The organism is Mesorhizobium sp. M2A.F.Ca.ET.067.02.1.1 (genome assembly GCF_004023285.1).
GTDB lineage: Bacteria > Pseudomonadota > Alphaproteobacteria > Rhizobiales > Rhizobiaceae > Mesorhizobium.
In genome coordinates, this window is sequence record NZ_RZSB01000012.1 from 18,248 (window position 1) to 35,316 (window position 17,069).

The following is a 17,069-nucleotide window of genomic DNA, read 5'->3' on the forward strand; positions in this document are numbered from 1 at the left end:
TGCAGGTGCCGCCATGCTGATGACGGTCATCCTTCCGGCTGCCGCCTCGGACGGCGTCGTCGCGGTGAAGAGCGACTACTCGGTCGCCGAGACCGTCGCCCGCATCAAGAAGGACGTCCTTAAGAAGGGCCTCATGTTCTTTGGCGTGATCGACCAGGCAAAGCTCGGCAACAAGGCCGGCAACGACGTCCGGCCGTCGCGGCTCGTCATGTTCGGCAATCCGGCGCTCGGCACGACGTTCATCACCTCAAATCCCGAGGCCGGCCTGGATTGGCCGGTGCGCGTGCTGGTCTACCAAACCGGAGATGGCACGGTCTACGCCGCCTATAGTGATTTCGACTGGATCGCCAAGCGGCACGGCATCACTGACCGGCAGGCACAGTTCAAGATGGCGACCGAGGTGATCCAGTCCGTCACGTCGTCGGTCAGGAAGAATTGATCGGCGCGAGGCGCTCAGATGCTTCGGCTCGTCGAAGCGTCAGCCCGCACAGCCAGGTCATTCGGCGGCGGACAGCGCCTTCATCTGTTCGCCGAACCATTTCTTCTGCGTGGCTTCGCGCACTAATGCGCCGACCGCGGGCGAATGCCTGCGGCCGCGCACGGTGACGAGATTGACCTCGCGCCAGAACTCCGGCTCGGTGATCGGCAGGGGCACCACGCCAGGATGCTTGACGGTATGCTCGGGCATGAAGCCGAAACCGAGCCCGGCGGCAATCATCGCCAATGTCCAGTCGTCACGATCGCTCCAGTAGACCGGACTGACCGTGACGCCCTGCTCGACAAGGATGGCATCCGCGTAACCCGCGAACTCGCAATTGTTGCGGTGGATGTAGCTTTCGTTTGACATATGCTTCACCTGCACCGCGCGCCGAATGGCAAGGCGATGGGTCAGGTGGACCGCCATCACCATCTGCTCCTGGAACAACGGCAGGGAGTGCACTTCTTCGTCGGCAACGTCTGAAGGTAACGCATAGATGGCAGCCTCGAGTTCGCCCTCGAGCAGCCTTCTCCTGAGGCTCACCGCATCCGCATCGCAAAGATGCAACTCGACGCCCGGGTGGTGCGCGCGCACGGTTGCGGGGAGCTCGATGATCTCGTCCGGAGCGATCGTGCTCATGATGCCGACCTTGAGCGGCATTTTCTTTAGGGTCACATATCGAGATAGGTCTCGCCCATGCGGCCGAGCTCGGTGAGGTGAGTGAACGGCGCTCACGGTGGAAAAGCGGCCCGCCATCTTCCAGAAGCTTGATCGCGCGCGACAACGCCGGCTGCGTGACGTTGCACTGCTCGGCCGCCCTGGTGAAATTCAGCTCCTTGGCGACGGCCAAGAAGTATCGGAACTGGCTGATCTCCACTGCACGCTCCCCTCACTGGACGCGCATACGGCACCGCCCGCGTTGTCACGCAATCTTACTAGCAGCCCTTGCGTCAAACAACCCGACCGGGCCGATCGACACCCAGGGCATGAAGCCAACGATCTGACCGTCAGCTATCGAATCCATGTCTCAACGGCATTTCCGCAGCTTGCGGCGGTTCACCATACTTGTCGTCAGATCCAGAGCCGGCCGCGCGCCATCGCTCGTAGCGGCGCAATCAGAAGGACAAGACGATGCTCAAAGGCAAGACAGCACTCATCACCGGTTCAACCAGCGGCATCGGGCAGGGCATTGCCGAAGCCTTCGCTGCCAAGGGCTGCAACATCGTTCTGAACGGCTTTGGCGACGCCGCCGAGATCGAACGCCTGCGGGCCAGGCTTGCCGCCGATCATCGGGTTGCCGTTCGATACGACAATGCCGACATGAGCAAGGGCGACGCGATCACCTCGATGATGGACAAGGCCATCGCCGAGTTCGGCGCCGTCGACATACTGGTCAACAATGCCGGCATTCAGCATGTCGCGCCGATCGATGACTTCCCGATCGAGAAATGGGAAGCGGTCGTGGCGATCGACCTCATGTCTTCCTTCTATACGATCCGGCGCGCCCTGCAGGCGATGAAGGCGCGCAAATGGGGTCGCATCATCAATGTGGCCTCGGCGCACGCGCTCGTCGCATCTCCCTATAAGTCGGCCTATGTCGCGGCCAAACACGGTGTCGCCGGCCTGACCAAGACCGTTGCGCTGGAAGTTGCCGAACAAGGTATCACGGTCAACGCTGTTTGCCCCGGCTACGTGCTCACGCCGCTCGTCGAGAAGCAGATACCGGACACGGCCAAGGCCCGCGGGATCACCGAGCAGCAGGTGATCAAGGATGTTCTGTTGGCCGCGCAGCCCACCAAGCAGTTCGTCACCGTCGAGCAGGTTGCCGCGCTCTGTCTGTTCCTGGCGTCGGACGAGGCGGCCTCGATCACCGGCGCCGTGATGCCGATCGAAGGCGGTTGGACCGCTCACTAGACCTGCACGAGGAGCGAAGGCCATGAACAAGATCACGCAAAACCTATCCGCCCCGAAAGCAGAACCGGCGACTGGGCACCAGGGCGACGTCAAACGTCAGACCGTCCTTGTCCTTCAGGGCGGCGGCGCGCTCGGCGCCTATCAGGCCGGAGTCTATCAGGCGCTGGTCGAGGGCGGCATCGAACCGGATTGGGTCATAGGCACGTCCATCGGCGCCATCAACGCCGCGCTGATTGCTGGAAACAAGCCCGGCGATCGTCTGCCCAGGCTTCAGGAATTCTGGGACGGCGTCAGCAGGAGCAGTCCATTCGACGAGTTTTTCCGGATGATGGTTCCGAGCAACATTTTTGCCAACATGGGCACGGTGATGCGCGGCATCCCTGGGTTCTTCGAGCCGAACCCGAGCGCCATGTTTGGGGTCAACCGCGAAGTCGGTGTCGAGAACGCGTCTTACTACACCACCGATCCGCTCAAGAGGACGCTGAGCAATCTGGTCGACTTCGACTACCTCAACGGGCGTCACACCCGGCTGACAGTCGGCGCGGTCAACGTCAACACCAGCGAGCTCAAATACTTCGATACGCGCGAGATGATCCTGTCGGCGGCGCACATCATGGCGTCGGGCGCCTTGCCGCCGGCGTTTCCGGCGGTCTGCATCGACGGCGAGCCGTATTGGGACGGCGGCATCTATTCGAACACGCCGATCGAGGTGGTGCTCGATGCGCGACCCAGGCGAGACGCGCTGATCTTTGCGGTCAACATGTGGCAGCCCCGTGCCACTGAGCCGAAGTCAATCTGGCAGGTCATGGGCCGGCAAAAGGATCTTCAATACGCCAGCCGCGGCCGGAGCCATGTCGCTCGGCAGGAGCAACTGCATCGGTTGCGGCATGTCGTGCGCGAAATGGGCAGGCTCGTGCCCGAGGAGCGTCGCGAGGATCCGATGTTCAAGGAACTCGCCTCCTATGGCTGCCCATCGGTCATGCACCTCGTCCGCCTGCTTTCGCCGCGACTGGACGGCGAGGACCACACCAAGGACATCGACTTCACCCGCTCGGGAATCCGTACGCGCTGGCAGGCAGGATACGAGCATGGGCAGCGCGTCCTCACCGACAAGCCCTGGGAATGCGAGGTCGACATGCTTCAGGGCATCGTGATCCACGAATCCCAAGAGTGATGCGCCGCGACGAGAAAGATACGGAGACCACCGATGCAGATCATCACTCCCGGCATGCGGTTGATCCCGGAAGCCGTGCTCGCCAACGATGCTGCGCTGTTCCGCACGATCCCGGAGACTCCCTCGCACGCGGACAAGTCGCTGCATCGCGTGGTCATTGTGGGCGGCGGCGCCGGCGGCCTGGAACTGGCGACACGCCTCGGCCGCAAATTCGGCAACCGGCGGCTTTCCGTCACGCTTGTCGACCGAAACCGCACCCATATCTGGAAGCCGCTTCTGCATGAGGTGGCATCCGGCGCCTTGAGCGCCTCGCACGACGCGGTTGAATACATTGCCCATGCCAGCCGACACGGCTACCGATATCGCATTGGCGAGGTCGTTGGCATCGATCGCGCCAAGCGCCAGGCCTTCGTTGCGCCCAGCTTCGACGAAGACGGTCGCCAGGTCATACCGCCACGTGTCTTGGGTTACGACACACTCGTCATGGCAGTCGGCAGCGTCAGCAACGATTTCGGCACGCCGGGCGCCGCGCGCCACGCCATTTCGCTCGACACCGCGGAGCAGGCGGCCCGGTTCAACAAGCGGATGATCGACGCATGCCTGCGCGCCAACGCGCAATACGAGCCGCTTTCGCCGGGTCAGCTTCATTGCGTCATCGTCGGTGCCGGCGCAACCGGTGTCGAACTGGCTGCGGAACTGCACAAGTCGATGCGCGAAATTGCGTCGCACAATCTCGACAATATCGATTTCGAAAGGCTGATCCGCATCACCATCGTCGAAGCAGGGCCCCGGATTCTGCCTGCACTGCCTGAGGAGATGGCGCGCGCAACGGCACGCTTGCTAATCAAGCTGGGCGTCCAGATACGATGCGGAATAAGGGTCACCGAAGTGACCGAAGACGGCATCCGGCTTGGCGAAAAGCTCTTTCTGCCTGCTGAATTGGTCGTCTGGGCGGCCGGTATCAAGGCGCCGGAATTCCTGAAGGGCCTCGATGGCCTCGAAACCGACCGCATCAACCGCCTGATGGTCGATAAAACCTTGCGCGCGGTCGGAGATGACAACGTGTTCGCGATCGGCGACTGCGCGAACTGCGTGCTGCCGGGTGAAGACAACGCCTTGCCGCCCCGCGCCCAGACGGCCCATCAGCAGGCAGACCACATGGCCAAGGTGATTGTAGCACGTCTCGCAGGGCAAATCCCGCCAGCGTATCGCTACCGCGACTACGGCTCGCTCGTTTCACTTGCTGACTACGGTGCTTTTGGTAGCCTCATCGGCGGACTGAAGATCGAGGGTCTTGTGGCGAGGCTCGTCTATCGCTCGCTGCACAAGATGCATCTCAGGGCGGTGCACGGGCTCGCCAAGACAACGCTCGCTTCGATCGGCGAGATGATCGTCGGGCGCGCCAGACCGCGGATCAAGCTTCACTGAGGTCGGCGGAGACGCTGCGATGGAAAAGTATGACGTCGTGATCCTGGGCGGCGGCAATGCAGGAATGGGCGTCACGGTCGCGACGCGCACCGCCGGACTCTCCGTCGCCATGATCGAGGCTCGCGATCTCGGTGGCACCTGTCCCAATCGCGGCTGCACGCCGAAGAAGGTGCTGGTCGCGGCGGCCCACGCGCTCGACGAGATCGCAAGGGCCGACACCCGTGCAATCAAGATCGAACCGCCGAGGCTCGATTGGCGAGCCTTGATCGAGCGAGAAAAGGATATCATCAGGGACATTCCATCCCGGCTGTCCGGATTGATGGCCAAGCGGGGCGTCGATGTAATCTGGGGCGAGGCGGCGTTCGTCGCCAGCAATGCCGTCCGCGTCGGCGCCCGAGAGCTCGAGGCCAGAAACATCGTCATCGCCACCGGCTCGAAGCCGCGCCCGCTGTCGATTCCGGGGTCGGAATTTCTAACCACATCCGACGATGTGCTGAACGATCCTGTGCTGCCGCGCGCCGTGGTTTTTATTGGCGGCGGCGTTGTCGCCTTCGAACTGGGCCACGTCTATGCGCGCGCCGGCGTTCAGGTCACCGTCCTCGAGGCACTGCCACAACTCCTCGGGGGCTTCGACGAGGATGCCGTTGCCCAAATCCGTGCCGAGAGCGAGCGGCTGGCCATCGGCATCCATACCAAGGCTTGGATCAAGAAGATCGAAGCGGCCGACGGGCGACTGCGGGTGAGCTTCGCGAAAGATGGCGTGGAGTGCAGTGTTGACGCTGATCGGGCCGTTAATTGCGCGGGACGCGTGGCCAATGTCGAGGGCCTCGATCTTGGGGCGGGTGTCATCGTGCATCGCGAAGGCCGCATCGAGATAGACGAGCACCTGCGCTCGCGTTCCAATCCCGATGTTTATGTCTGCGGCGATGCAATGTGGAACTCCCCGCAGCTTTCGCCGGTGGCGACCTATGAGGGCGGCATCGTCGGGCGCAACATCGTCGACGGGCCTAGGCATCGGCCCGACTATGGTAGCCTCGCTCTAAAGCATTCCGGCCGTGGCAAGCGTCGGAATGACCGAAGCCAAGGCGAGGGAACAGGGTCTGCGCATCAGGGTCCACGTCAACGACATGCAAGGCTGGTTCTCAGCCAGGACCTATGCCGAGGCGGTCGCATGGTCGAAGATAATTGTCGATGAGTCGACGGATCGCATCGTTGGAGCACATTTGGTGGGCCATGCCGGCGAGGAACTGGTCCACATCTTCGCGCTCGCCATGAAACACGGCATCACGGCGCGAGGTCTGTCCGAGATGGTCTACGGTTTCCCGACTTTTTCGGCGGATATCAGGAACATGATGTAACGCGTGGATCCGGCCGGCGAATAGAAGGTGAACCTGTCATGCGTCGATGCACGTAGGGCATCAAAACCATGCAGGAAAAACATGGCGAATGCCGAGGGGTTCCGGTGGTAGGCTGTGTGCGACATATGAAAGTGCAGATATGGCCGCTGACGATCAGGCAATGACATTCGAGCAGTCCGTCCAGGCAGCCATCGAACTTGATGCGCCTCTCAACGAACGGCTGGCGGTGATTGCCGCCGCGGTCCGGCGTATGAACTCCGAATTCGCCGACGCTGTAGAGCGACTGGTAGATCGCCTTGAGAAACAGGGAGCCGGAACCATGGCGCCGGCTCAGGGCGAGGTCATGCCGGATTTTCTGCTGCCTGACGACGAGGGCAAGCTCGTCAGCCTGGCCGAGATCCTGAAAAAGGGGCCAGCCGTCATCACCTTTCAGCGCGGTCATTGGTGCCCCTATTGCCGCTTGAACGCCATCGGCATCGTCGAGGTGCAGCGCGAGATCGTTGAACTGGGCGGACAGGTCGTCGTGATCATGCCGGAACGGCGCAAATTTGCCAAAGCCATGAAGGCCGCCGTTGGCGCGCAGTTTCCGTTTCTGATCGACATGGACAACGGCTATGCATTGTCTCTCAACCTTGCGATCTGGGTCGGCGCCGAGATGGAGCGGCTGATGGGGCTCGGGTTCGATCTCCCCAACTACCAGGGCAACAGCAGTTGGTTTCTGCCGATCCCGGCCACCTTCATCGTTGGAACCGACGGGATCATCACGGATCGCTTCGTCGATCCGGACTACCGCCGCCGCATGGATATTGACGAGATGATCGCGGCGCTCAGGCGGGCTCGCTGACGCCGAAGGACGACCAGTCTGCAGACCTCAGCAGGTTGAGCAGCGTTGTCGCGACAGGCGAGCGCTGCCTGCCTGCAACCGCATAGACGGAAACGGTTCGCGAGACGTCAAGATCACGAAGCTTGAGCCGTCGGGTGTTCGAGGATCGCGGTGCCGTAAGCGAGACAAAGCCAACCCCGGCATTCGCCTCCAGCAGGGCCAGCAGGTCCTGGTCGGTCTCGACCTCATGCGCGGTTCGAGGCGAATAGCCTTTTGCGGACAGGCAACGCGATAGTTCCTCGGAGGTCTCCCAATCGATCCGGCTAAGCACGGGCTCCGCAGCAAGCTGAGCCAACGCGACATCGGCCTCATTGCGGCGGGCCAGCGGATGATCGGAATTCACGGCGAGCTCGATTCCTTCCTGGAAAAGTGGCCATGTGTCGAGACGATCCCAGGCCTGGCCCAGCGGGCCCGCGACGGCCAGCTCGACTTCGCCATTTTTGAGGGCCTCAATGACAGCTGCTGGCGACCCGCGTTGGATTTTGAGATGCGCGCCGGGATAGGCCCGGAAGAGTTCCGTGAACGGCGAAACCAGCAGTGCGATGTTGATACTGTTGGAGATGGTCACGTTGAGAGGGGCCACATCGCTGCTTTGAACGGCTTTGGCCAGTGATTTGGCGGATGTGGCCGCGTCATAGCACTGCTGCAGCAACGGCAGCATGCGCCGTCCCAGTTCGGTAAGGTGCGAGTGCTGACGCTCGCGCCGAAGGAGTTCTCCACCTAGTTCCTCTTCAAGCGTCTTGATCGCACGCGTCAGCGCCGGCTGCGTGACGTTGCATTCCTCCGCGGCTCTGGTGAAGTTCAACGTATTCGACAAGGCCAGAAAATAGCGGACTTGCTGCATTTCCATGAAGTTCGCCCCCTCAGCGAAAATGGTCTATCAGCGACGACGCATGTTCGTAGGCTAGCGCAATACAGCGCTTTCGGCAAAGTACAGCCAGCCAGATGTCCGCTTTCACCAAGCCGGCCCCGAAAACCGTCGGTCCGCTTGCGGCCCCATTCCAGACCGACGGCTAAGGCAGTTCTTCAGCCGACGACTGGGTCACTGAGGTGCCATCCCTATAAGTTGTCCCTTCTATCGCGAGAGTTTGGGACCGCTTCCTGCCTGGCAACTGCGAGCGCCGGCGGATATTCACCAAAGATCAAGCGAGCCTGATCGCCTTTCAACAGGCGACAACCGCCTCAACAATTTTGCGGATGGTGCGCCCCCAAGGGACCAATACCTTGGTGTCAGCAGCTAACGCATAGAGATTTTTGTCACGAGGCGAGAATTCAACGCCAAGCCGGTCACGCTGATTGGCCTGCCTTATCATTGCGGGACGCCCCGGTCGCGTGCCGGGCAACGCCATGGCCGTCGGTCCCGAAGTACTTCTCTCGCCGCAGCATGCTCCCGCAGCGCTGGCTTGCCAGTGCCGGAGGGCCATCTTTCCGAGCGGCAGGAATGCTTGGAAGGAGACTCGCCGCCGACTAGGGAAGAAATCTCATCGAGGCGATGTCAGCTTTTGGGAAACCCGCGAATTTATTGGATGACCGAGATTGCGGCGCAAAGCTGCCGTTCGAAGCGCGCCGTTGCTAGCGGAAAGGTCTAGGCGACATAGACTATCAGCTTCGGTCGTTTGGGCCTTTGGGTTGATCGTACTAACGGTGCCGAGCTTTGTGAGGCGATGGCCGTGGCCGACCGCTTTCGGAAACGGACCGAGTCTTCACGAGAGAGCAGCGACGACGCCGTTGCCGACCGCTGCAGGGCGCTACCTTTCACCTGCTAGGCCAGCAATCGCATGCGCGGACCCTACTGGAAAAGGTGCTGGCCAGTTATGGCGAACACTCGCAAAGGCGACACATCATCCGCTTTCAGTATGACCAGCGGCTCTTGGCCGAGGTAGCACTTTCTCGCGTCCTCTGGCTGCAGGGAGAATCCGCAGCTTCCCTCGCCCTTGTCGAGAAGCTTATCGACCAAGCCAAGGCGCTCAACCACGGCCCGACCTATGCGAACATTCTGGCTGAATCGGCTTGCCCGATAGCCGTTATGGCCAACGATATCCCACTCGCGGAGCGCTATATCTCCTTGCTGCGTACCGAAACGCGGGCGCAATCCATGGACGTCTGGCGCACCTATGCCGACGCCTTCGATGCTGAATTGCTCATCCGGTGCGGCGATCCAAAGCATGGCTTGGCCGTGATGTATTCGGCACTGACCAAGCTTCGAGCCGCAGGCTTCGTCCTTTACGACATGGCGTTCCGCGGAGTTGTCGCGGCAGGACTCGTGGCCGTTGGCGACAATGTCGGAGCCGCTGCCGAGCTTGATCTGCTCTCGCGCAGTGCGCCAAAACTGGTGAAGGCTGGTGCCTGCCGGAACTTCACCCCATCAGGGCAGAGCTGTATGCCGCTGTCAGTGAGCGCGATGCGGGCAAAGACCTGCTGCGGCAAGCTTCTGAACTTGCATCTGTGCAAGGTTCGGGGTTGTGGCTCGCCAGCGTCGAAGCATTCCCCAGCCCGGTAGCGAGCGATGGGCCAGAAGCGCCTAGGCATCAAAGGCCATCTGCTCCGCTCGTTGGCCTGGGCTTCGGCTTCGCGGTTGTAACCGGCGGAGTTATTGGCTCCGGCATCATGCGCAAGCCGATCATCTCGCACAGCAGATCGGCATCGGACCTCTTCTCTACGAGCGGGGGGAAGCTCATCATGTCGTCGGTCATCGATCGTTCCTTCGAATCAGGTTGGCTTCAGCAGCCCGACCTTACTGGGGAACATCGATGAGCGCCCGCGAAGCCGCTCGCTCACTACAGCGCTGTTGAGGGCGCGCGAGCGAGCGACTTCGCTACCGCCGAGCTACACCACTCCAAGGGACACGACCGGCGCGCCCTGAGAGCCTGACTCAAAAGCCCACATTCTGAACAGCCCAAAGTCAGGCAGCCGCGACCGCCTCCCGTCGCGCGTTCCTGCGCAACGCCTCTGCGGGCACGCCGAAGGTCCGGAGGAACGCGCGACGCATGCGTTCGCGGTCCGCAAATCCCGTCTCCTGCGCCACGACGTTAACCGTGTGCCGCCCCTCTTCAACCATGAACCTGGCTGCCTCCAGCCTAAGCCGCTCCACGGCTTTTGCCGGTGACTGGCCGGTCTCAGCCAGAAAGGCACGACTGAACTGGCGGGGGCTGAGACTGGCGACCGCCGCAAGCTCCTCGATCGTGAGCGGATTCCGCAGATTCTGACGGATGTGCGCCAGGACCAATTCGATGCGATCGGACTTCGGCGTCATATCGAGGAGGGCGGAATGCTGTTTTTGTCCACCCATCCGACGCTGGTTCATGACCAGTAGCCTGGCGACCATTTTCGCAGCTTCGGGACCGAGATCATTGTCGATCAATGCCAGGACCAGGTCGATCCCGGCCGTCATTCCAGCCGACGTCCATACCGGACCGTCATTGATGAAGATCCGGTCCTCCTCCGCCCGGACATCCGGAAACCGAGCCCTGAAGCTGGCTGCATGGGCCCAGTGCATCGTCGCACGTCGACCCTTCAGAAGGCCCGCCTCAGCCAGCACGAACGCTCCGCTGCAGATCGAGGCGATCCGCCTCGACGCCTTGGCGGCTTCCTGCACGAACGCGATCATGGTCGCATTGGAGCGAGGCATGTCCATCTCGGTGATCGAACCCACGATGACGGTGTCGAAGGCGGGATCTCCGAACGCCTCGGTTTCCAGCATCATTCCGGAGGAAGACCGAACCGGACCGCCATGTTCCGACAATAAATGGATGTCGTAGCGCTGGTCGGCCGGGGGCAGGTTCACGATCTCGAACGCCGTCAGCGCCGCAAGGCTCATCAACTGAAACCGTTGCGGCACGATGAACCCAACTCGATGCATATCCACTCCTCGCGTCCGGAATTCGTACACTACCCGAATTTAGTGACATCCACGAGCGCTGATCCGAAACAGCCACTCGACGTCCGCACTCGACAGGCTGCGCGTGGCCCGGACCGACCCATGTCACGAATGGTGGCAAGAACGACCTACGCCGGAAACGCTTGAACCGCTAAGGTACAAGGAACAAACAGCTCACGTCCCGCCTGACTCAGTTATCGCTCATTTCTCGGGCCGAGGCAGAGAAGAATATTCTTGGCCGTCATCAACGCAGTTCCGCGGCTGCACAGTCCGGTACTCGCAGATACGACTCTCCGGTAAGTCCGCAAGAGGCGAATCTTCTTGTGGCATGGTCGCCAATCACGCGCCGACCTCAGCGCCTCCACGAGGAAGTTAGGATGATGCATGTCTTCTGATCCAGGCGAGTTCTCCGAGCACCGTATTCCGCGGGGCGAAGGAAGCCTCTACGCTCGAGATTATGCGGGTGCCGGCCCGGCGTTCGTGCTCATGCACGGCTTCCCCGACAATCTGCACATCTGGGACGATCTGGTTCCGCATTTGGTCACCAGCGGCCGGCGTGTCGTGACGTTCGATTTCCTGGGCTTTGGTGCCTCAGACAAGCCCGCCGGCGTCGCCTATAGCTTTAAGCAGCAACTGGGCGATCTTGAAGCGGTCGTCGAGGGTCTGGACCTGAGAAAGATCGTTCCGGTCGCTCACGACTCCTCCGGGATGGCGACGCTCAACTACGCGCTCGCCCATCCGGGAAGCGTCGACTCCGCGATCATGCTCAACTCGGCCTATAGCGAGGACTCCACGGTTCTTTGGCCCGAGATGATCACGCTCTTTGCGACTCGCAGCATGCAGGCCCTTGCAATAGCGATCGCCCAGAGCCCCGAACAGTTAGGCTGGCTGCTGAAATGGCAGCAGAAGAAATTCCTGGACTCCTTGCCTGAGGCGCAAAGACCCCATTTCAGCGCGTTCATCGGTCCGCTGATCAGCGACAACTTCATCGCCCAACCCGGCGCCGGTCCTGCCTTCGTGCAGTTAGCGGCGGAATTCTTCGATGAACACGCCCGAAACGCCAAGCATCTGACGGCGCTCAAGACGCTCGATATTCCGGTCAAGCTGATCTGGGGACAATACGACCCCTACTTCCCCGTCGCCATGGCCGAGCGGCGTCAATCCCAGCTCAAAAATGCGTCCCTCACCGTCATACCGGCGGGCCATTGGCTGCAGGCCGATGAGCCCGCGCCGGTAGCGAAGGCGATGCTGTCATGAGCGGCCGTGGACCCGCTTGGATCAAATCTGCCTCAGCGTGCTGGCTGGAGCCCTTATGGTGATCAGTTCCGAGGTTGGGTTTGGCTCAGCCTGCAGGTCAAGCAGCCCCGCACACCGCTAGCCCGCCCGTCATGGAAGTAACCCCCTACTAATGAAGGTTTTGACGACCATGTCAGACGACAAGAAATCCACGACCGTTGACGCCGAAATGAAGGCCGCGGCGGCCCTGACGACGAAGGTGTTGGCGATCGGTAGTTGGACAGCCAAGGCCACGCCGGAAACACGGCCTCCTGTCATGCCGTTCGAGGCGCGCGACACCATGCGCCTGCAATTGGCTGGCAAGATCGACCAATGGTTCGCCAAGACCGATGGATCGGGCGCCGTGTTCCTGATGAACGTGACCGATCCCGCCGAGGCGCACGCATTGCTCGAGGTGCTGCCTCTGGGCCGCGCCGGCATGATGACGTTCGAACTCATCCCTGTGGGACCGCTTTGGCCCCTCGGCTTGCTGCTGCGCGAACCGGCCAGATAGAACCGGCCGGTCCGGCCTCGGGTCGCAAGGCCCGAGCCGGCGCCCTTACGATCCATTTGCAAGGAGAACGGCCATGACCAACCGCAAGACAACGGCAGGCCTCCAAGTCCCGCGCCGCGCATTGCTTGTCGCCGCTACCGGCGTGGCTGCGACGGTCGCATTTCACCGATCAGCGTCTGCGGCCACCAACAAAATCCCCACAGCCCATTCTTCCAGCCCCGAGAAAGGTGCCAGCCCGATGACGACCGCGACAATGAAAGACGGCGCGAAGATCTACTTCAAGGACTGGGGCGCCGGCCCGGTCGTCACCTTCTCCCATGGATGGCCGCTCACCGCGGACGCCTGGGACGCCCAGATGCTGTTCCTGGGGAACAATGGCTACCGCGTCATCGCCCACGATCGCCGCAGCCATGGTCGATCGGATCAGACCTGGACCGGCAACGACATGGATACCTATGCCGACGATCTCGCCACGCTTCTGGCGACGCTCGACATCAAGGGTGCAACCATGATCGGCCACTCGACGGGCGGCGGAGAGGTCGCGCGCTATATTGGCCGTCACGGCACGTCGCGTGTGTCGAAAGCGGTCTTGATTTCCGCGGTGCCTCCGCACATGGCGCAGACGCCCATGAACCCCAACAGCGCGCCGATGAGCGTGTTCGATGGCCTGCGCTCGAGCCTGGTTGCAGATCGAGCGGGGTTCTTCAAGGAACTGGCGATGCCGTTCTTCGGCTATAACCGTCCTAGCGCGAAGGTTTCGCAGGGGCAGATCGACTCCTTCTGGCTTCAGGGCATGATGGGAAGCCTCCAAGGCGAGTATGACTGCATCAAGGCCTTCTCCGAGACCGACTTCACGGATGACCTCAAGAAGATGACGATCCCAACCCTGCTCCTGCAGGGCGATGACGATCAGATCGTTCCGATCGATATTGCCTCCAGGCGTTCGGTGAAGATCCTGCCGAAGGCGACCCTCAAGGAATATGCCGGCGCCCCGCATGGCATGTGCGTCACCTACGCCGACCAAGTGAACGCAGACCTGTTGGCTTTCCTCAAAGGATGACGGGCGAAGTCATTTTGCCGATCGAGGTGCCGCGTGAAGCCATGGTGGTGCGGCGATGCATGTTCATTCTGAGCGAGGCGGAAGATGAACGAGACACAGCATGAACTTCCGATTCTCGTGACTGGCGCGGCCGGACGAATCGGCTCAGTAGGCCGAATCGTGACGGAACTGCTTCTCGCTCAAGCGATCACCGTCAAGGAACTCTGCACTCGCTATCTCGAAGATCTGAGGAATGGCCTTGTGCTCGGCAAGCGCGGGCGGCCTAAGGCCCGACGATCTCCACCGATGTCGGACGCATAGAGCGCCACATCTTTCCTCTGCTCGGGCGTCGACGGGTCAGGGATTTGGCCAAGGCCGACATCACCCAAGCCATGAAGGACATCATGGCCGGCAAGACACGCGCCAACGTGAAGACGGAAAAGCTGCGTGGGCGAGCAATCGTGCGTGGCGGAGCCGGAACAGCATCTCGGACGATCGGTCTCTTCGGCGGCATTCTCACCTACGCGGTCGAATCGAGCAGAACCCTGTGCATGGGTGAGTAAGCCGAAGGACCAGGTCAATGCGATCCGGACCACCGTCTGGCCGGCGGAGACGACCTGGCCCGGCTCGCCGAGCGTGTCGACCACCGTTCCATCGGCGTCCGCCAGCAGGACGGCGTATATCGCCTCATTCTCCGCGACCTTCGCTTCCGCCTCGGCGGCGGCGAGCTGGGCCGTGGCTGTGTCCAGCGCGGCCTTTGCCTGCTCGTAGCGCTGCCGGGGGACCCATCCGTCTTTCAGCAGATTGGCATATCGCCGTTCATCCGGTTGCGTCTGAGCCACGATCGCGCGCGCGGCAACAACGGCATTGTGCTTTGCCGTGAGCGCCAGGCGAAGATCGGTGTCTTCGATCCGCATCAGCGGCTGGCCGGCTTTGACCTGCTGGCCGACATTCACCAGCCGCTCGACGATCTTGCCGGGACGCGAAAGCCGAGATTGCTCTCCACCCTCGCCCCTATGATGCCGGTGAAGCTGCGTTCGGAACCGCTTACCCGCGCTGCCGTCGCCAGCTTGACGACGGGCGGCTCCTGTCTTGGATCGTTCGCCGCGGATGCCTCCCGCGTGGGATTGGCGAATGTGGCGAATGCCGTCGCCCCTGATACCGCGATGGCCCCTGATCCGGCCAGCAGGACCCCGCCCAGCATAATAACCGATCTCTTTTTCATGCCCGTCAGCCTCATGTCGAATTAGATTGCGTTCGAACTCTATAGGTTATAGATTACGAATGCAATCTAAAAAAGGAGGTGATGATGCGCGTGAGTCGCAATCAGGCTGAGCAGAACCGGCAAACCGTGATCGATGTGGCCAGCCGGCTTTTTCGGGAGCATGGCTTCGACGGCATCGGCCTGAAGGATCTGATGAAGGGCGCCGGGCTAACCCAAGGTGCTTTTTACAAACAGTTCGCATCAAAGGAGGACCTGGGGGCGCAGGCGTCCAGGCGGGCGATGGAGAGCTCTGCCCACCGATGGGCGGAAGCAACTGCGTCGAAACCCGAAGATCCAGTTGGTGCTGTGATCGAGTTCTACCTTAGTAGCGGGCATCGCGGAGAAAGGATGGACGGCTGCCCGGTTGTGGCGCTCGGTTCGGATGCCGCCAGGCAAGGCAGCGACGTCAAAGCGTCATTCGAAACGGGGATCAGGAAATACCTCGACCTGCTCGGCGGTTGGGTTGGCGATGCGCGTCAAGGGGATTCCCGCGACAAGGCCATGGCAATTCTCTCGACCATGGTCGGCGCGGTCATCCTTTCGAGGGCCGTCAATGACGAGGGGCTGTCGGAGCAATTCCTGCAAGCGGCCGCCGAGAGCATACGGGCGGGGCTGGCCGATGGTCGCCAACGGGGATCGGCCCAATGACAATGGCTTCTCCAACCAAAGGACGACGGGCGTCTTGGCGCCACTGGCTGGAAGAATTGCGCCGGTTTGAGGAGGCGATCGACACCACCGAGCTGGATCTCCTCGAAAGGCGAGTCAGGGAAGCGCAAGTCTCGGAGTTGCGTGCAAGGGCGAGGCAGCAGTGATGCTCACATCTTCGATTGCGAGCTTTTCGGTCGTTTGCACGCCGAGCGGCGAAACGGTCATCCAGCTCGGCTGGCTGCCGGATCCGGGCCAGCCCCGAGCCACACCGGTTGGCACCGGAAGAGTGCTGGAATCGAAAGGAGAATAGATGCGGCGGATTGTTGTTACGGGCATGGGCGCGGTTACCCCCCTTGCCGCCAATGTCGAAAGGTCTTGGTCGCGCCTCCTGGCCGGCCGCTCGGGCATCCGCAGGCTGGCCGACGAGATTGTTGGAGATTTGCCCGCGAAGGTTGGCGGCGTGGTTCCTTCCCGGGAGGAAGACCCGGAAGCCGGCCTCGATGCGAATGCCTTCGTGGCTCCAAAGGATCAGCGAAGAATCGATCGCTTCATTCTCTTCGCGCTGGCTGCGGCGGAAGAAGCGCTTGCCCAGTCTAGGTGGAAGCCGGCCTCGGAAAACGAGCGGGCTCGCACCGCGACGATCATTGCTTCAGGCGTCGGCGGGTTCCCCGCCATCACCGAGGCGGTGCGCACCGTCGATCAACGCGGCGTCCGGCGTCTTTCACCGTTCACGGTGCCGTCTTTCCTGGTGAATCTCGCTGCGGGCCACATCTCGATCCGCCACGGCTTCAAAGGCCACATCGGGGCACCGGTGACGGCGTGCGCTGCCGGCATCCAGGCGATCGGCGATGCGGCCCGTATCATCCGCGCCGATGAAGCCGACATAGCCGTGTGCGGCGGCACGGAAGCATGCATGAACACCGTCAGTCTCGGCGGTTTTGCAGCCGCACGCTCGCTCTCGACATCCTTCAACCACCGCCCCGACCAGGCCTCCCGTCCATTCGACATGTCGCGGGACGGCTTCGTCATGGGCGAAGGCGCTGGCATCCTCGTCATCGAGGAATTGAGCCATGCGCTGGCGCGCGGCGCGGAGCCGCTCGCTGAGGTAGTTGGCTATGGCACGACGGCAGACGCCCATCACGTTACTTCCGGCCCCGAGGATGGCGATGGCGCGCGGCGCGCCATGAAGATCGCGATTGCCCAAGCAGGCATTTCCC

Annotated in this window: 17 protein-coding genes and 3 pseudogenes; 14 read left to right on the plus strand and 6 right to left on the minus strand. The window is 61.9% G+C overall.

The genetic code is table 11. The features are described from left to right. The first annotated feature begins 13 nt into the window (after nt 1-13). Complete coding sequence (locus EOA28_RS02935) at nt 14-439, plus strand: DUF302 domain-containing protein (protein ID WP_245463466.1); 426 nt, start codon at nt 14-16, stop codon at nt 437-439. Nucleotides 440-496: 57 nt separating this feature from the next. Here EOA28_RS02935 and EOA28_RS02940 read toward each other — a convergent pair whose 3' ends face one another. Next, on the minus strand, nt 497-1,234 hold the full coding sequence (locus tag EOA28_RS02940) for a LysR family transcriptional regulator substrate-binding protein (protein WP_281060886.1): 738 nt from the start codon (nt 1,232-1,234) through the stop codon (nt 497-499). A 19-nt stretch (nt 1,235-1,253) separates the two neighbouring features. Then, nucleotides 1,254-1,355, minus strand: a pseudogene (locus EOA28_RS40840) (LysR family transcriptional regulator); the annotation flags it as partial. Between the two features lie 254 nt (nt 1,356-1,609). Here EOA28_RS40840 and EOA28_RS02945 point away from each other — a divergent pair. The 6 genes from EOA28_RS02945 to EOA28_RS02965 all read left to right on the plus strand — a co-directional run bounded on the left by EOA28_RS02945 (nt 1,610) and on the right by EOA28_RS02965 (nt 7,196). Next, nucleotides 1,610-2,392: a 3-hydroxybutyrate dehydrogenase gene (locus EOA28_RS02945; RefSeq protein WP_127251892.1), complete on the plus strand. Its 783-nt coding sequence runs from the start codon at nt 1,610-1,612 to the stop codon at nt 2,390-2,392. Between the two features lie 22 nt (nt 2,393-2,414). Then, nucleotides 2,415-3,566, plus strand: coding sequence for a patatin-like phospholipase family protein (locus EOA28_RS02950; protein ID WP_127251891.1), 1,152 nt, complete (start codon nt 2,415-2,417; stop codon nt 3,564-3,566). Between the two features lie 33 nt (nt 3,567-3,599). Next, nucleotides 3,600-4,994, plus strand: coding sequence for an NAD(P)/FAD-dependent oxidoreductase (locus EOA28_RS02955; protein ID WP_245501463.1), 1,395 nt, complete (start codon nt 3,600-3,602; stop codon nt 4,992-4,994). Between the two features lie 19 nt (nt 4,995-5,013). Continuing rightward, entirely contained in the window at nt 5,014-6,189 is a 1,176-nt protein-coding gene (locus EOA28_RS02960) for an NAD(P)/FAD-dependent oxidoreductase (protein ID WP_210212006.1), read from the plus strand. After that, complete coding sequence (locus EOA28_RS39500) at nt 6,101-6,352, plus strand: hypothetical protein (RefSeq protein WP_245463467.1); 252 nt, start codon at nt 6,101-6,103, stop codon at nt 6,350-6,352. The genes EOA28_RS02960 and EOA28_RS39500 overlap by 89 nt, the downstream gene beginning before the upstream one ends. Before the next feature lie 139 nt (nt 6,353-6,491). Further along, nucleotides 6,492-7,196, plus strand: coding sequence for a peroxiredoxin-like family protein (locus EOA28_RS02965; RefSeq protein ID WP_126080038.1), 705 nt, complete (start codon nt 6,492-6,494; stop codon nt 7,194-7,196). Here EOA28_RS02965 and EOA28_RS02970 read toward each other — a convergent pair. Next, nucleotides 7,180-8,085 (minus strand): LysR family transcriptional regulator, encoded by a 906-nt coding sequence (locus EOA28_RS02970; protein WP_126080037.1) that lies wholly within the window; start codon nt 8,083-8,085, stop codon nt 7,180-7,182. The two genes, EOA28_RS02965 and EOA28_RS02970, sit on opposite strands and share 17 nt — an antisense overlap. 951 nt (nt 8,086-9,036) lie before the next feature. On the opposite strand from EOA28_RS02970, the gene EOA28_RS02975 reads away from it, so the two are divergent. Then, the gene (locus EOA28_RS02975; protein WP_127251890.1) at nt 9,037-9,735 is read left to right on the plus strand and encodes a hypothetical protein; all 699 of its coding nucleotides are present in this window, start codon (nt 9,037-9,039) and stop codon (nt 9,733-9,735) included. A gap of 28 nt (nt 9,736-9,763) precedes the next feature. On the opposite strand, the gene EOA28_RS38635 is transcribed toward EOA28_RS02975, so the two are convergent. Both EOA28_RS38635 and EOA28_RS02980 read right to left on the minus strand, forming a co-directional pair. Further along, entirely contained in the window at nt 9,764-9,928 is a 165-nt protein-coding gene (locus tag EOA28_RS38635) for a hypothetical protein (protein ID WP_189341906.1), read from the minus strand. Nucleotides 9,929-10,137: 209 nt separating this feature from the next. Continuing rightward, nucleotides 10,138-11,094: a GlxA family transcriptional regulator gene (locus EOA28_RS02980; RefSeq protein ID WP_128314556.1), complete on the minus strand. Its 957-nt coding sequence runs from the start codon at nt 11,092-11,094 to the stop codon at nt 10,138-10,140. 402 nt (nt 11,095-11,496) lie between these two features. Here EOA28_RS02980 and EOA28_RS02985 point away from each other — a divergent pair, with 402 nt between their 5' ends. From EOA28_RS02985 to EOA28_RS39980, 4 genes and pseudogenes are all read left to right on the plus strand, one after another. After that, on the plus strand, nt 11,497-12,369 hold the full coding sequence (locus EOA28_RS02985) for an alpha/beta hydrolase (protein WP_127251888.1): 873 nt from the start codon (nt 11,497-11,499) through the stop codon (nt 12,367-12,369). Between the two features lie 169 nt (nt 12,370-12,538). Next, nucleotides 12,539-12,901: a hypothetical protein gene (locus tag EOA28_RS39505; RefSeq protein WP_245463134.1), complete on the plus strand. Its 363-nt coding sequence runs from the start codon at nt 12,539-12,541 to the stop codon at nt 12,899-12,901. Between the two features lie 238 nt (nt 12,902-13,139). Further along, nucleotides 13,140-13,961 (plus strand): alpha/beta hydrolase, encoded by an 822-nt coding sequence (locus tag EOA28_RS02995; protein ID WP_127251895.1) that lies wholly within the window; start codon nt 13,140-13,142, stop codon nt 13,959-13,961. Nucleotides 13,962-14,045: 84 nt separating this feature from the next. After that, nucleotides 14,046-14,476 (plus strand): annotated as a pseudogene (locus EOA28_RS39980) (integrase); the annotation flags it as partial. 48 nt (nt 14,477-14,524) lie between these two features. On the opposite strand, the pseudogene EOA28_RS03005 reads toward EOA28_RS39980, so the two are convergent. Continuing rightward, nucleotides 14,525-15,165 (minus strand): annotated as a pseudogene (locus EOA28_RS03005) (efflux RND transporter periplasmic adaptor subunit); the annotation flags it as partial. Nucleotides 15,166-15,249: 84 nt separating this feature from the next. Between EOA28_RS03005 and EOA28_RS03010 the strand changes: the two are divergent. Together EOA28_RS03010 and EOA28_RS03015 are read left to right on the plus strand one after the other, a co-directional pair. Continuing rightward, nucleotides 15,250-15,852 (plus strand): TetR/AcrR family transcriptional regulator, encoded by a 603-nt coding sequence (locus EOA28_RS03010; protein ID WP_128314557.1) that lies wholly within the window; start codon nt 15,250-15,252, stop codon nt 15,850-15,852. A gap of 310 nt (nt 15,853-16,162) precedes the next feature. After that, the coding region (locus EOA28_RS03015) for a beta-ketoacyl synthase N-terminal-like domain-containing protein (RefSeq protein ID WP_128314558.1) at nt 16,163-17,069 on the plus strand (907 nt) is incomplete at its 3' end.